16 protein-coding genes are annotated in these 15,449 nt (G+C 41.5%); 15 read left to right on the top strand and 1 reads right to left on the bottom strand.

Going from position 1 to position 15,449, the window contains the following annotated elements:
- Positions 1–22 precede the first annotated feature (22 nt).
- The 10 genes from rnpA to gap all read left to right on the top strand — a co-directional run bounded on the left by rnpA (position 23) and on the right by gap (position 10,586).
- Positions 23–394: a ribonuclease P protein component gene (gene rnpA, locus HMPREF8578_RS03445; RefSeq protein ID WP_000748120.1), complete on the top strand. Its 372-nt coding sequence runs from the start codon at positions 23–25 to the stop codon at positions 392–394.
- Positions 369–1,196: a membrane protein insertase YidC gene (locus tag HMPREF8578_RS03440; protein WP_000728099.1), complete on the top strand. Its 828-nt coding sequence runs from the start codon at positions 369–371 to the stop codon at positions 1,194–1,196. Before rnpA ends, HMPREF8578_RS03440 begins: the two co-directional genes overlap by 26 nt.
- Before the next feature lie 14 nt (positions 1,197–1,210).
- Positions 1,211–2,197, top strand: a complete 987-nt coding sequence (gene jag, locus HMPREF8578_RS03435; protein ID WP_000242582.1) for an RNA-binding cell elongation regulator Jag/EloR — start codon at positions 1,211–1,213, stop codon at positions 2,195–2,197.
- A 55-nt stretch (positions 2,198–2,252) separates the two neighbouring features.
- Entirely contained in the window at positions 2,253–2,876 is a 624-nt protein-coding gene (locus tag HMPREF8578_RS03430; RefSeq protein WP_000921430.1) for a hypothetical protein, read from the top strand.
- A 117-nt stretch (positions 2,877–2,993) separates the two neighbouring features.
- The gene (tkt, locus tag HMPREF8578_RS03425) at positions 2,994–4,970 is read left to right on the top strand and encodes a transketolase (protein ID WP_000067910.1); all 1,977 of its coding nucleotides are present in this window, start codon (positions 2,994–2,996) and stop codon (positions 4,968–4,970) included.
- A gap of 129 nt (positions 4,971–5,099) precedes the next feature.
- Positions 5,100–5,420: a preprotein translocase subunit YajC gene (gene yajC, locus HMPREF8578_RS03420; protein ID WP_025168800.1), complete on the top strand. Its 321-nt coding sequence runs from the start codon at positions 5,100–5,102 to the stop codon at positions 5,418–5,420.
- 47 nt (positions 5,421–5,467) lie between these two features.
- Positions 5,468–5,911, top strand: coding sequence for a low molecular weight protein-tyrosine-phosphatase (locus tag HMPREF8578_RS03415; RefSeq protein WP_000724853.1), 444 nt, complete (start codon positions 5,468–5,470; stop codon positions 5,909–5,911).
- Positions 5,898–6,311: an MORN repeat-containing protein gene (locus HMPREF8578_RS03410; RefSeq protein ID WP_000413190.1), complete on the top strand. Its 414-nt coding sequence runs from the start codon at positions 5,898–5,900 to the stop codon at positions 6,309–6,311. Before HMPREF8578_RS03415 ends, HMPREF8578_RS03410 begins: the two co-directional genes overlap by 14 nt.
- A 295-nt stretch (positions 6,312–6,606) precedes the next feature.
- Positions 6,607–9,258 (top strand): bifunctional acetaldehyde-CoA/alcohol dehydrogenase, encoded by a 2,652-nt coding sequence (adhE, locus tag HMPREF8578_RS03405; protein WP_000763997.1) that lies wholly within the window; start codon positions 6,607–6,609, stop codon positions 9,256–9,258.
- Positions 9,259–9,578: 320 nt separating this feature from the next.
- Complete coding sequence (gene gap, locus HMPREF8578_RS03400; RefSeq protein WP_000260679.1) at positions 9,579–10,586, top strand: type I glyceraldehyde-3-phosphate dehydrogenase; 1,008 nt, start codon at positions 9,579–9,581, stop codon at positions 10,584–10,586.
- Positions 10,587–10,652: 66 nt separating this feature from the next.
- On the opposite strand, the gene HMPREF8578_RS03395 is transcribed toward gap, so the two are convergent.
- Complete coding sequence (locus HMPREF8578_RS03395; protein WP_001160822.1) at positions 10,653–11,528, bottom strand: RluA family pseudouridine synthase; 876 nt, start codon at positions 11,526–11,528, stop codon at positions 10,653–10,655.
- A gap of 86 nt (positions 11,529–11,614) precedes the next feature.
- On the opposite strand from HMPREF8578_RS03395, the gene pbp2a reads away from it, so the two are divergent.
- The 5 genes from pbp2a (at position 11,615) to HMPREF8578_RS03370 (ending at position 15,389) form a co-directional block, all read left to right on the top strand.
- Entirely contained in the window at positions 11,615–13,810 is a 2,196-nt protein-coding gene (gene pbp2a / locus HMPREF8578_RS03390; protein ID WP_000762601.1) for a penicillin-binding protein PBP2A, read from the top strand.
- Between the two features lie 52 nt (positions 13,811–13,862).
- Positions 13,863–14,015: a 50S ribosomal protein L33 gene (rpmG, locus tag HMPREF8578_RS03385; RefSeq protein ID WP_001809375.1), complete on the top strand. Its 153-nt coding sequence runs from the start codon at positions 13,863–13,865 to the stop codon at positions 14,013–14,015.
- A gap of 9 nt (positions 14,016–14,024) precedes the next feature.
- The gene (gene secE, locus HMPREF8578_RS03380; protein ID WP_000505776.1) at positions 14,025–14,201 is read left to right on the top strand and encodes a preprotein translocase subunit SecE; all 177 of its coding nucleotides are present in this window, start codon (positions 14,025–14,027) and stop codon (positions 14,199–14,201) included.
- Positions 14,202–14,258: 57 nt separating this feature from the next.
- On the top strand, positions 14,259–14,795 hold the full coding sequence (nusG, locus tag HMPREF8578_RS03375; protein WP_000376732.1) for a transcription termination/antitermination protein NusG: 537 nt from the start codon (positions 14,259–14,261) through the stop codon (positions 14,793–14,795).
- Between the two features lie 120 nt (positions 14,796–14,915).
- A complete protein-coding gene (locus HMPREF8578_RS03370) occupies positions 14,916–15,389 on the top strand; it encodes a hypothetical protein (RefSeq protein ID WP_001049307.1) in 474 nt (157 codons plus the stop codon).
- Positions 15,390–15,449: the final 60 nt, after the last annotated feature.

Below are 15,449 nucleotides of genomic sequence, written 5' to 3'. Positions count from 1 at the left end.
ATTTAATAGATGGAGTTGAGTTTTGAAGAAAAGCTTTCGTGTAAAAAGAGAGAAAGATTTTAAGGCGATTTTCAAGGACGGAACAAGTTTTGCCAATCGAAAATTTGTTGTCTACCAATTGGAAAACCAGCAAAACCATTTTCGAGTAGGACTGTCCGTCAGCAAAAAGCTGGGGAATGCAGTTACCAGAAATCAAATCAAGAGACGAATCCGGCACATTCTACAAAGTGTAAAAGGGAGTTTAGTAGAGCATGTTGATTTTGTCGTGATTGCCCGAAAAGGGGTGGAAACCTTGGAATATGCAGAGATGGAGAAAAACCTACTCCACGTATTAAAGTTATCAAAGATTTACCAGGAAGGAAATGGGAGTGAAAAAGAAACTACAGTTGACTAGTTTGTTGGGCTTGTCCTTGTTTATCATGACAGCCTGTGCAACAAATGGTACAGCTAGCGATATAACAGCAGATTCGACAGACTTTTGGAGCAAATTCGTCTATTTTTTTGCTGAAATTATCCGCTTTTTGTCCTTTGACATTAGTATCGGAGTGGGGATTATTCTCTTCACGATTTTGATCCGGACGATTTTATTGCCGGTCTTTCAGACACAGATGGTTGCCTCTAGAAAAATGCAAGAGGCTCAACCACGCATCAAGGCTTTGCGAGAGCAATATCCGGGTCGTGATATGGAAAGTAGAACCCAGCTAGACCAGGAGATGCGCAAGGTTTATAAAGAGTTAGGAATCAAACATTCCTCCTCTCTCTGGCCGATTTTAATACAAATGCCGGTTCTCTTGGCGCTCTTTCAAGCCTTGAGTCGAGTAGACTTTTTGAAAACAGGTCACTTTTTATGGATTAATTTGGGAGGAGTAGATACAAGTTTTGTCCTTCCGATTTTGGCGGCAGTCTTTACCTTCTTGAGTAGCTGGTTATCGAATAAAGCTTTGTCTGAAAAAAGTGGAGCTACGACAGGGATGATGTATGGTATGCCTGTATTGATCTTTGTTTTTGCCATCTCCGCCCCAAGTGGTGTAGCCTTGTACTGGGCCGTATCCAATGCTTACCAAGTTTTGCAAACCTATTTCTTGAACAATCCTTTCAAGATTATTGCTGAAAGAGAAGCAGTGGCGCAAGCAGAAAAAGATTTAGAAGGCAAGAAGAGAAGAGCTTTGAAAAAAGCACAGAAAAAGAAAAAATAAGGAGGAATCTGATAATGGTATTATTTACAGGTTCAACGGTTGAAGAAGCAATCCAAAAAGGATTGAAAGAATTAGACATTCCAAGAATGAAGGCCCACATCAAGGTCGTTTCGAAAGAGAAAAAAGGATTCTTAGGCTTGTTTGGTAAGAAGCTAGCTCAAGTTGATATCGAAGCGATTAGTGAAACGACAGTGATCAAAGCCAATCAGCAGGCCATTAAAGGGGTTCCAAAAGAAGTCAATGAAAAAAATGAACCCGTGAAAACAGTAAGTGAAGCAACTGTTGATTTGGGGCATGTAGTTGAAGCGATTAAGAAGATTGAAGAAGAAGGTCAAGGCGTTTCTGAAGAGGTCAAGGCTGAAATCCTGAAAAATGAAAAGCACGCCAGCACGATTTTGGAAGAAACAGGCCATATTTCAATTTTAAATGAATTGGAACCAGAGGATACTACCGAGGAGGTGGAATCTGCTCCAGAAAAAGAAACTGAAACCCAGGAAGCAACAAGCCAATCTTTGGAAGATTTAGGCTTGAAAGTAGAACCAAGTTATGACATCGAACAGGTGGCAACTGAAGTAGCTAGCTACGTTCAAACCATTGTAGATGATATGGATGTTGAAGGGACGATTTCAAGCGACTACAATCGCCGCACCATCAATCTTCAAATTGACACCAATGAACCAGGCCGTATTATCGGTTATCATGGTAAAGTTTTGAAGGCCTTGCAACTATTGGCTCAAAATTATCTTTATAACCGCTATTCAAGAACCTTCTACATCACGATCAATGTCAATGATTATGTTGAACACCGTGCAGAAGTCTTGCAAACCTACGCTCAAAAATTGGCGACTCGCGTTTTAGAGGAAGGGCGTAGTCAACAAACTGATCCAATGTCAAATAGCGAACGCAAGATAATCCATCGCATTATTTCACGCATGGATGGCGTGACGAGTTACTCTGAAGGTGACGAGCCAAATCGCTATGTTGTCGTAGATGCAGAATAAGCAAAGCAAAATCAGGTTCATCCTGATTTTTTGCTAGGAAAGGAAAGATTCAGATATGCTGAAAACAGTTAGAGAATACCTATCATTTGCAGGAGTCCAGTACCGTAATCCTGATAAAGCTGGCGATGAAAGAGAAAAGATGTTGACCTTGCGGCAAAAAGGTCAAGAGGCTCGGAAGTCTTTTACAGAATTGGCCAAAACCTTTCAAGCTAGTCATCCAGAATGGCAACTGCAACAGACTAGTCAGTGGATGAACCAAGCGCAACGCTTGCGACCGCATTTCTGGGCCTATCTACAGAGAGACGGACAAGTGACAGAACCTATGATGGCTCTTCGTTTGTATGGAACACCTGCTAATTATGGGATTTCTTTGGAAGTCAGTTTCATCGAGCGCAAGAAAGACGAACAGACCTTAGACAAGCAGGCCAAGCTTTTAGAACTTCCAGCGGTAGAAGGAATTTATTATCTAGTCTATTCAAATGGAGAAAGTCATAAGGTGGAGGTTACTGAGGAGAATCGTTGTGCTTTACGAGAGAAGCTGAGAAGTCAGGAAGTTCGTAAAGTTTTGGTTAAGGCAGATGTTTCCTTCATTGCAAATCAGTCAGTAGAAGCGATATTGGAGAAGCTAGAAGAGGCATATGCGCGCTTGCTTCCGTACTATGAAGTGACGAGGGAATAGAAAATCAAATGTGTTAGATGAACGCAAATTGTTTTATTGCTATTCTATGCATTTTTTCATATAATAGTAAAATAGGATGTGTGATTCATTAATCACCTCAAAGAGAAAGGAAATTCTATGTCAAATCTATCTGTTAATGCAATTCGTTTTCTAGGTATTGACGCCATCAACAAAGCAAACTCAGGTCACCCAGGGGTGGTTATGGGGGCTGCTCCTATGGCCTATAGCCTCTTTACAAAGCAACTTCGTATCAATCCAGCTCAACCAAACTGGATCAACCGCGATCGCTTTATTCTTTCAGCAGGACACGGCTCTATGCTTCTTTATGCCCTTCTTCACCTTTCTGGTTTTGAAGATGTTAGCATGGAAGAAGTCAAGAACTTCCGCCAATGGGGTTCAAAAACACCAGGTCACCCAGAGTTTGGTCATACAGCAGGGGTTGACGCTACAACTGGTCCTCTAGGACAAGGGATTTCTACTGCTACTGGTTTTGCCCAAGCAGAACGCTTCCTAGCAGCCAAATATAACCGCGAAGGTTTCAATATCTTTGACCACTATACTTACGTTATCTGTGGAGACGGAGATTTGATGGAAGGTGTCTCAAGTGAGGCGGCTTCATACGCAGGCTTGCAAAAACTTGACAAGTTGGTGGTTCTTTATGATTCAAATGACATCAACTTGGATGGTGAGACAAAAGATTCCTTTACAGAAAGTGTTCGTGACCGTTACAATGCCTACGGTTGGCATACAGCCTTGGTTGAAGATGGAACAGACTTGGAAGCAATCCATGCTGCTATCGAAACAGCTAAAGCTTCAGGCAAACCATCTTTGATTGAAGTGAAGACTGTTATTGGATACGGCTCTCCAAACAAACAAGGAACTAATGCCGTACACGGTGCTCCTCTTGGAGCAGATGAAACTGCAGCGACTCGCCAAGCTCTCGGTTGGGACTATGAACCATTTGAAATTCCAGAGCAAGTTTATGCTGATTTCAAAGAAAATGTTGCAGACCGTGGCGCATCAGCTTATCAAGCTTGGACTAAATTAGTTGCTGACTATAAAGAGGCTCATCCAGAACTGGCTGCAGAAGTAGAAGCTATTATCGACGGACGTGATCCAGTTAAAGTTACTCCAGCAGACTTCCCAGCCTTAGAAAATGGATTTTCTCAAGCAACTCGTAATTCAAGCCAGGATGCTTTGAACGTTGTAGCTGCTAAATTGCCAACTTTCTTAGGTGGTTCAGCTGACCTCGCTCACTCAAACATGACATATATCAAAACGGACGGACTTCAAGACGACGCTAATCGCTTGAACCGCAACATTCAGTTTGGTGTTCGTGAATTTGCAATGGGAACGATTTTGAACGGGATGGCCCTTCACGGTGGACTTCGTGTATACGGTGGTACTTTCTTCGTCTTCTCTGACTATGTGAAAGCGGCTGTTCGTTTGTCAGCCTTGCAAGGACTTCCTGTGACTTATGTCTTTACTCACGATTCTATTGCAGTTGGTGAAGATGGTCCAACTCACGAACCAGTTGAACACTTAGCAGGTCTCCGTGCTATGCCAAATCTCAATGTTTTCCGCCCAGCAGATGCGCGTGAAACTCAAGCAGCTTGGTACCTTGCCGTGACAAGCGAAAAAACACCAACTGCCCTTGTCTTGACACGTCAAAACTTGACTGTCGAAGAAGGAACAGACTTTGACAAAGTTGCGAAAGGTGCCTATGTTGTCTATGAAAATGCAGCAGACTTTGATACAATTTTGATTGCAACAGGTTCAGAGGTGAATTTGGTGGTCGCAGCTGCCAAAGAATTGGCTAGCCAAGGCGCAAAAGTCCGCGTAGTCAGCATGCCATCTACAGATGTCTTCGACGCACAAGATGCAGCTTACAAGGAAGAAATTCTTCCAAATGCAGTCCGCCGTCGTGTTGCAGTCGAAATGGGTGCAACTCAAAACTGGTACAAATATGTTGGTCTTGATGGTGCAGTTCTCGGTATTGATACCTTCGGAGCATCTGCCCCAGCACCAAAAGTATTGGCAGAGTATGGATTTACGGTAGAAAATCTAGTCAAAGTCGTTCAAAACTTGAAATAATCACAAAAATCAGAGTGAAAACTCTGATTTTTTTATCATCATAAAAACAAGGCACAACCTTGTAAAAGTAGCTGAAATTTGATATAGTAGTCCTATGTAAAATACAAAGGAGAAAATACTATGGAAAATATTAGTCCAAATTTAACATTTTTGATCATGCTTGTAGGTATGTTTGCCTTGATGTTCTTTATGCAACGTTCTCAAAAGAAACAAGCACAAAAGCGTATGGAAAGCTTGAACAAGCTTCAAAAAGGCTATGAAGTCATTACAATTGGTGGGCTTTACGGAACAGTGGATGAAGTAGATACTGAGAAAGGTACAATCGTACTGGATGTAGATGGCGTTTATTTGACTTTTGAATTGGCTGCGATTAAGACCGTTTTGCCACTCAAAGAAGCTGTGACACCAGAAGGAACAGTTGTTGACGAAGGCGGAGCAATCGAAGAATAAAACGGGACCTGTCACTCCCGTTTTTCTATGAGATGAGAGGAAAAGGGATGAAAAAAATAGTATTTGTTTGCTTAGGAAATATTTGCCGAAGTCCCATGGCAGAGTTTGTGATGAAGTCCATGACGAGCGATTACCACATCGAGAGTCGGGCGACGTCATCATGGGGACATGGCAATCCGATTCATAAGGGAACGCAAGGAATTTTCCAGCAATATCAGATCCCGTATGACAAAGATAAAACATCGCTTCAGATTGGCAGGGAAGACTTTGAATCGTTTGATTACATTATCGGTATGGATGCTTCAAACCTTTCAGATCTGCGTCACATGTGTCCTCAGGAACTACAGTACAAGATCTACTCTTTTGCGGCTGAAAGTGTCCCAGATCCTTGGTATACAGGAGATTTTGAGGAAACCTATGCTCGTATTACAAGTGGATGTCAAAGCTGGCTAGATCGATTAGAAAATGAGAGTGACAATGGAAAAGCTTAAACAATTTTATGAGAAGTGTAGAGTTTACCTAACTCGTCCTAGGTTAGAGCTCATTGCAGTGGTCGTAATGGTACTCTGTGCTCTTTCGGTATTTCTGCTAAATACGCCTAAAAAGGGTGTCCTGAAACTTGATGGTGGAGCTCTTGTTTATGATGGCACCTTGGTACGAGGGAAAATGAATGGTCAAGGAACCCTGACCTTTGAAAATGGAGACCAATATACAGGTGATTTCAATAATGGAGCCTTTAATGGAAAAGGGACTTTCCAATCAAAAGATGGCTGGAAATACGAAGGTGATTTTGTAAATGGTCAGGCTGAAGGTCAAGGGAAGTTGACTACAGAGCAAGAAGTCGTTTATGAAGGAACCTTTAAACAAGGGGTTTTTCAGCAAAAACAGTAGTCTCCAAGTTAGGAGACTATTTTTTAAAACCAGAAAGAAAGCGCTTTCTGGTTTTGAATTCGATAACTAACTATCAACTAGAAAAACTTTGTGAAATAAAAAAATTTTTTCCATAATTTCACAATCGTCCAGACAAAACTCTATTGTATAGATATATTGAGAAAAAAATCACAATCTTAGAAAATTTCTTTGTGAAATGCTTATGAAACTGTTTACAAAGTATAAAAAAAGAGTTATAATAAACTTGTGAAAAAATTAACAAAGGATAACATCCTTAAAGGCTATGGAGGATAATATGGCTGATAAAAAAACAGTAACCCCAGAGGAAAAACAACTTGCTGCTGAAAAGCATGTCGATGGTCTCGTGAAAAAAGCCTTGGTTGCGCTTGATGAAATGCGCAAGTTGAACCAAGAGCAAGTTGACTATATCGTGGCAAAAGCTTCGGTTGCCGCACTTGACGCGCACGGTATCCTTGCGCAACATGCAGTTGAAGAAACTGGTCGTGGGGTATTTGAAGATAAGGCAACAAAAAACCTATTTGCCTGCGAACACGTAGTGAACAATATGCGTGGAGTTAAAACAGTTGGAGTTATCGAAGATGATCCAATTACAGGTTTGACAAAGATTGCGGAACCTGTAGGGGTAATCTGTGGTGTCACTCCGACAACAAACCCGACTTCAACAGCGATTTTCAAATCCTTGATTGCTTTGAAAACACGCAACCCAATCGTTTTTGCTTTCCATCCATCAGCTCAAGAATCATCAGCACACGCAGCACAAATCGTTCGCGATGCAGCGATTGCAGCTGGTGCTCCTGAAAACTGTGTTCAATGGATTACAAAGCCATCTATGGAAGCAACTGGAGCGCTAATGAACCACGAAGGTGTTGCAACTATTCTTGCAACTGGTGGGAATGCTATGGTTAAAGCTGCATACTCATGTGGAAAACCAGCTCTTGGGGTAGGTGCCGGAAACGTTCCTGCCTATGTAGAAAAATCTGCTGACCTTCGTCAAGCTGCTCATGACATCGTTATGTCTAAATCATTTGATAATGGGATGGTCTGTGCATCAGAACAAGCGGTTATCATTGATAAAGAAGTGTATGACGAATTTGTAGAAGAATTCAAATCATATCACACTTACTTTGTAAACAAAAAAGAAAAAGCCCTTCTTGAAGAATTCTGTTTCGGTGTGAAAGCTAACAGCAAAAACTGTGCAGGTGCTAAACTAAATGCAAACATCGTTGGTAAACCAGCAGCATGGATTGCAGAACAAGCAGGATTCAGCGTTCCAGAAGGAACAAACATCTTGGCTGCAGAATGTGCAGAAGTAGGACCGAAAGAACCATTGACTCGTGAAAAATTGTCACCAGTTATCGCTGTCCTAAAAGCTGAAGATACAGAAGACGGTCTTAAAAAAGCTCGCCAAATGGTTGAGTTTAACGGACTTGGTCACTCAGCAGCCATCCATACAAAAGACGAAGCTCTTGCTAAACGCTTTGGTACAGAAATCAAAGCAATGCGTATTATCTGGAACTCTCCATCTACTTTCGGTGGTATCGGTGACGTATACAATGCCTTCATTCCATCATTGACACTTGGATGTGGTTCATATGGACACAACTCAGTCGGTGATAACGTAAGTGCGATCAACCTTCTAAACATCAAGAAAGTAGGGAAACGTAGAAATAATATGCAATGGTTTAAAGTTCCTTCAAAAATTTACTTCGAACGCAATTCTATCCAATACCTTCAAACATGTGAAGATATTGAACGCGTTATGATTGTTACAGACAAATCTATCGAAAAACTTGGCTTTGTTCAACGTGTTATTGATCAATTGAACGCACGTAGCAACCGTGTAACTATCCAAGTCTTCTCAGATGTTGAACCAGATCCAGACATCACAACTGTAGAACGTGGTGCTGAAGTGATGAAAGCATTTGAACCAGATACAATCATCGCTCTTGGTGGTGGTTCTCCAATGGACGCGGCCAAAGTAATGTGGCTCTTCTACGAACAACCACAAATCGACTTCCGTGACTTGGTTCAAAAATTCATGGACATCCGTAAACGTGCCTTCCGCTTCCCATCACTTGGTAAGAAAGCGAAATACATCGGTATCCCAACAACTTCAGGTACAGGTTCAGAAGTAACACCATTTGCCGTTATCTCTGATAAGAAAAACAACCGTAAATACCCATTGGCTGACTACTCATTGACACCAACTATTGCCATTGTTGACCCTGCTTTGGTTGAGTCAGTTCCAGACTTCATCGCAGCTGATACAGGTATGGACGTCTTGACTCATGCTACTGAAGCCTACACTTCAAACTTTGCTAACGACTACACAGACGGTATCGCCCTTCAAACAATCAAACTTGTCTTTGAATGGTTGGAAAAATCTGTTAAGACAGCTGACCCAGAAGCACGTGAAAAAATGCATAATGCGTCTACAATGGCTGGTATGGCTTTCGCCAATGCCTTCCTTGGTATGAGCCACTCAATGGCCCACAAGATTGGTGGTGTTCACCATACTGTTCACGGACGTACAAACGCTATCTTGCTTCCATACGTTATCCGTTACAACGGTACTCGCCCATCTAAGACTACTACATGGCCTAAATACAACTACTGGAAAGCTGATGAGAAATTCCAAGACATCGCGAAAATGCTTGGCTTGCCTCACTCAACTCCAGAAGAAGCGGTTGAAGCGTATGCCAAAGCAGTTTACGATCTTGGTGAAGCAGTTGGAATCACAATGAACTTCAAAGGCTTTGGAATCGATGAAAAAGCTTGGAAAGACAGCTTGCATGAAATTGCCTTGCTTGCTTATGAAGACCAATGTTCACCTGCTAACCCTCGCTTGCCAATGGTAGCTGACATGGAAGAAATCATGGCAGATGCTTACTATGGTTATGCAGAACGTCCAGGACGTCGTAAATAATCGTTTATCAGCCTAGAGACAGGAGTTATCCTGTCTCTTTTTTTGTAAACTCTTAAAGAGTTGAAATTGGGGTTTCACCTTGATAATGAAGAGAATATGCAGATATTATAAAAGATTCTAGATATATGCTTTGGAAATAAAAGAATGGATGAATAAAAAGGGGGAGAAAAAGTAGAAAAGCAGGAGAGAAAATCAACGCCCGTACTTGCAATTAAACTCAAATAGTTATATAATAGGTTTGTTGAAAGGTGATTTGTAGTGATTCAAGTTACTCTTTTCACAATAAAATTTTCATGATTTTCATAAGGAGGAAATCACTAATGGTAGTTAAAGTTGGTATTAACGGTTTCGGACGTATCGGTCGTCTTGCTTTCCGCCGTATCCAAAACGTAGAAGGTGTTGAAGTTACTCGCATCAACGACCTTACAGATCCAGTTATGCTTGCACACTTGTTGAAATACGACACAACTCAAGGTCGTTTCGACGGTACTGTAGAAGTTAAAGAAGGTGGATTCGAAGTTAACGGTAAATTCGTTAAAGTTTCTGCTGAACGTGATCCAGAACAAATCGACTGGGCTACTGACGGTGTAGAAATCGTTCTTGAAGCAACTGGTTTCTTTGCTAAGAAAGATGCAGCTGAAAAACACCTTAAAGGTGGAGCTAAGAAAGTTGTTATCACTGCTCCTGGTGGAAACGATGTTAAAACAATCGTATTCAACACTAACCACGACGTTCTTGACGGTACTGAAACAGTTATCTCAGGTGCTTCATGTACTACAAACTGCTTGGCTCCAATGGCTAAAGCTCTTCAAGACAACTTCGGTGTTGTAGAAGGATTGATGACTACTATCCACGCTTACACTGGTGACCAAATGATCCTTGACGGACCACACCGTGGTGGTGACCTTCGCCGTGCTCGCGCTGGTGCTGCAAACATCGTTCCTAACTCAACTGGTGCTGCTAAAGCTATCGGTCTTGTAATCCCAGAATTGAACGGTAAACTTGACGGATCTGCACAACGTGTTCCAACTCCAACTGGATCAGTTACTGAATTGGTAGCAGTTCTTGAAAAGAACGTTACTGTTGATGAAGTGAACGCAGCTATGAAAGCAGCTTCAAACGAATCATACGGTTACACAGAAGATCCAATCGTATCTTCAGATATCGTAGGTATGTCTTACGGTTCATTGTTTGACGCAACTCAAACTAAAGTTCTTGACGTTGACGGTAAACAATTGGTTAAAGTTGTATCATGGTACGACAACGAAATGTCATACACTGCACAACTTGTACGTACTCTTGAATACTTTGCAAAAATCGCTAAATAATTCTTGAGTCGATAAAAGCAAGGCCTTCTGGTCTTGCTTTTTTATATAGAAAAATGGATGATAGTGTCATCCATTTTGTTTTAATTTTGTTTCGAAAGTATCCGAGAGGGCAGTGAAACTCAATTGTTCTAAGGTGAGTGGATGAGTAAAGGAAAGTCGAAAGGCATGGAGCATGAGCCTGCTTACTTTTGAACTAGAGTTATAGAGAGGATCGCCCAGAATAGGGTGGTTATGATGAGAGAGGTGAATACGGATTTGATGTGTTCGACCGGTCTTTAGTTTACAACGGACAAGGGTAGTCTGATTTGGGAATTGCTTTAATCTGCTTACATGTGTTTCAGCATATTGTCCATGTTTTGCATCAACTATTCTTTTTCTACGATCGTGTCGATCACGACCAATTTTATCTCGAAAGACAAGTTCTTTACTCTCTACTCGCCCTTCTATAAGTGCCCAGTACTCACGAGCGATTTCCTTTTTTTCCAACAAACGATTGAGGATGGGTAAGATAAAAGGATTTTTAGCAAAAAGCACTAAACCGCTTGTTTCCATATCCAGGCGATGAACGACATAGCAGGTTTGACCAACGTAGGCAGAGACATGGTTGAGAAGGGCAATTTCACCAGGTTGATTTCCGTGAGTTTTCATTCCCTCTGGCTTGTTGACGATAATGAGATGTTGGTCTTGATAAACCTCTTGAACGAGGTCTGAATTGCCCCAAAGGATTTCTTTTGGGGGATAATCTTCCTCGTCAAAAGTCAACTGGCAAATGTCCCCTGGCTTGACCATCTCGTTCCAGTGAACTTCTTTGTGGTTGATTAAGATGTTCTTCTTGATTCTCAAAAAATGGCGGATTTTTCTAGGGATGAGGAGCTGTTCCTCCAGAAATTGTTTGACCGTCATTTGAGGCAAGGATTCGGGTAATGTAAAAGTGAATTGCATACAGATATTGTAACAAAAAAAGCCCTATTTGGATAGGGAGTAGCTAAATTCTTGAGTTCCTATGGTGAAGATGATAAAATAAACGCATGAAATTAGATAAATTATTTGAGAAGTTTCTTTCTCTCTTTAAAAAAGAAACAAATGAATCCACGGAGTCTGATTCGACGAGCATGCGTCGTTCACGGAGCGATAGAAAAAAATTGTCCCAAGTAGGCCCAATTCGGAAATTCTGGCGTCGTTATCATCTGACAAAAATCGTCATCATTTTAGGGTTAAGTGCAGGTTTGATAGTAGGAACCTACCTATTTGCGATAGCCAAGTCTACCAATGTCAATGATTTGCAAAATGCCTTGAAAACGCGAACTCTGATTTTTGATCGCGAAGAAAAAGAGGCAGGAGCCCTGTCGGGTCAAAAGGGAACCTATGTTGAACTGACAGATATCAGTAAAGACTTGCAGAATGCTGTCGTCGCGACAGAGGACCGTTCCTTCTATAAAAATGATGGAATTAACTACGGTCGTTTCTTTCTAGCTATCCTTACAGCAGGTCGTTCTGGAGGGGGATCCACCATCACTCAACAGTTGGCAAAAAATGCTTATCTTTCTCAGGATCAGACCGTTGAACGGAAGGCCAAGGAGTTTTTCCTTGCCTTAGAGTTGACCAAGAAATACAGCAAGGAGCAAATCCTTACTATGTACCTCAATAACGCCTACTTTGGAAATGGGGTATGGGGTGTTGAAGATGCAAGTAAGAAATATTTCGGTGTATCGGCTTCACAACTAACGCTTGATCAGGCGGCCACTCTAGCAGGGATGCTCAAGGGACCAGAATTGTATAATCCATTAAATTCTGTTGAGACTTCGACCAACCGTAGGGATACTGTTTTGCAAAATATGGTTGCAGCAGGTTATATTGATAAAAATCAAGAGACCGAAGCGGCTGGAGTAGATATGGCTTCACAACTGCAAGATAAGTATGAAGGCAAGGTTTCGGATTATCGTTACCCGTCCTATTTTGATGCAGTTGTCAACGAAGCGGTTTCCAAGTACAATCTCACAGAAGAAGAGATTGTCAACAATGGCTATCGAATCTACACAGAGCTTGACCAAAACTACCAAGCAAACATGCAGGTTATTTACGAAAACACTTCGCTATTTCCAACAGCAGAAGACGGAACGCATGCCGAATCAGGTAGTGTCGCTCTAGAACCCAAGACCGGTGGAGTGCGTGGAGTTGTTGGTCGTGTAGCTGGTGATGATAAACCAGGTTTCCGTAATTTTAACTATGCCACTCAGTCTAAGCGTAGCCCAGGCTCAACCATTAAACCTTTAGTCGTTTATACACCCGCAGTAGAAGCAGGATGGGCCTTGAACAAGCAACTGGATAATCATACGATGCAGTACAACAGTTATCAAGTAGACAACTATGCGGGTATTAAGACATCTCCAGAAGTACCTATGTATCAGGCCTTGGCGGAATCACTCAACCTCCCTGCAGTTGCGACTGTAAATGAATTAGGTATTGACAAAGCTTTTGACGCTGGGGAGAGATTTGGCCTGAATATGGAAAAAGTTGACCGAGTTCTTGGAGTTGCTCTTGGTGGAGGTGTGGAAACGAATCCTCTCCAGATGGCGCAAGCCTATGCAGCCTTTGCCAATGGAGGTCTAATGCCTGAAGCACATTTCATCACTCGTATTGAAAATGCCAGCGGCCAGGTCATCAAGAGTCATAAAAACTCCCAAAAACGAGTGATTGATAAGTCGGTAGCTGATAAAATGACCAGCATGATGCTAGGAACATTTACCAATGGTACGGGAATTAGTTCGTCACCAGCGGATTACGTTATGGCTGGTAAAACAGGTACGACTGAAGCTGTTTTCAACCCGGAATATACCAGTGACCAGTGGGTGATCGGCTATACTCCAGATGTTGTAATCAGCCACTGGCTAGGCTTCCCAACAACAGATGAGAGTCATTATCTAGCAGGTTCGACCTCAAATGGAGCAGCCCATGTCTTTAGAAGTATGGCTAATACCATTTTGCCTTACACTCCAGGTAGCACTTTTACAGTTGAGAATGCTTATAAACAAAATGGGATTGAACCAGAAAATACGAAAAAGCAAGTTGTTGAAAATGAGACAAACCAGTCTGAGGACCCGATAGGAGATATTCGTAGTCGCGCACAAAATCTTGTAGATGAAGCAGGACGTGCGATTTCAGAAGCTAAAATAAAAGAAAAAGCCCAGACAATATGGGACTCAATCCTTAATCTATTTCGTTAAGAGGCTTGTCAAAGCCTAGGTTTCTTGTTATAATAGATAAGATGGAGGCGTTATGGCACTAAAAAAAGCAAGCCTAGCTTGTGCAGTTTGTGGTTCAAGGAATTACTCAATCAAAATTAGTGGGAACCCCAAGCCAACACGACTAGAAGTAAATAAATTTTGTAAACATTGTGGAAAATATACGACACATAGAGAAACGAGATAGGAGAGAACGATGGGTTTTATTAAGGATATTTTTAAACTTCTTAAAGAAACAACTTGGCCAACTCGCAAAGAAAGCTGGAGAGATTTTCGCTCTATTATGGAATACACAGCCTTCTTTGTGGTCATCATTTACATTTTTGACCAGTTGATTGTATCAGGTTTGATTCGATTTATTAACATTTTTTAGAAGAAAGGCGGAGAAGTTCTGCTAGCTTTCTTCTATATATGTATGAAAGGAAATATCATGGATAGTTTTGACAAGGGATGGTTTGTTCTACAAACTTATTCTGGCTATGAAAATAAGGTAAAAGAAAATCTATTGCAACGTGCGCAAACGTATAACATGTTAGATAATATTCTACGCGTTGAGATTCCAACACAAACCGTGCAAGTTGAGAAAAATGGAAAGAAAAAGGAAGTTGAAGAGAATCGCTTTCCAGGTTATGTCCTTGTAGAAATGGTCATGACCGATGAAGCATGGTTCGTCGTTCGAAACACACCTAACGTAACAGGATTCGTCGGCTCACACGGTAACAGATCAAAACCAACTCCACTTTTGGAACAAGAAATCCGTGATATTCTGGTTTCAATGGGACAAACTGTTCAAGAGTTCGATATTGATGTTGAAGTTGGCCAGACAGTCCGCATCATTGATGGCGCTTTTGCAGACTACACAGGGAAAATTACTGAAATTGATAACAACAAAGTGAAGATGATTATCTCTATGTTTGGTAATGATACGATTGCAGAAGTGAATCTCAACCAAATTGCAGAATTATAACCCCAGAGAGGCTTTGCCTCTCTTTTTATGTGCTGTTGAGGGAGGAAGAAGTATAAAACAGAGGAAGTAGACCCATGGACTCGCGCATTTTGTTAAACTAAATGCAGAAAGGAGAGGCCTATGAATCTAAAAGACTTATATGAAGAAAGCAAGGGAATCGTCCATAAGTGTCGCAAAGATTATCATTTGCATCTATGGGAGAAAGAGGACTGGGACCAGGAAGGCATGTTATGTCTGTATGAGCTGGTGAGTCGCAATCCAGAGTTACTAGAGGGCGAGCGCCATCGACTTTATGTCTGCTTTAAAACAAAGTTTAGAAATCGTATCCTAGATTACATCCGTAAACAGGAAAGCCACAAGCGCCGTTTTGACAAAGAGCCCTATGAAGAGGTGAGTGAGATTAGCCATCGTCTAGGAGAAAAAGGACTCAGGCTGGACGATTATTATCTCTTTCACGAACTTCTAAAGAATTACAAATCAAAGCAGAGTATGGTAAAACAAGAATTAATAGATCGTCTAATGGGAGGAGAAGTCTTTAGAGGACGTAAAGCTCTTCTGAGAGAACTTTCCCTAATCTTTTCAGAATTTCGGTAAAGAGGGAAAAAAGTCCTTGACAAAGGGGAAAAAGTAGGTATAATAGAAAGAGTTGAAAAA

Source organism: Streptococcus oralis ATCC 49296 (assembly GCF_000185265.1).
GTDB lineage: Bacteria > Bacillota > Bacilli > Lactobacillales > Streptococcaceae > Streptococcus > Streptococcus oralis_BC.
This window is presented reverse-complemented; position numbering and strand designations above follow the sequence as displayed.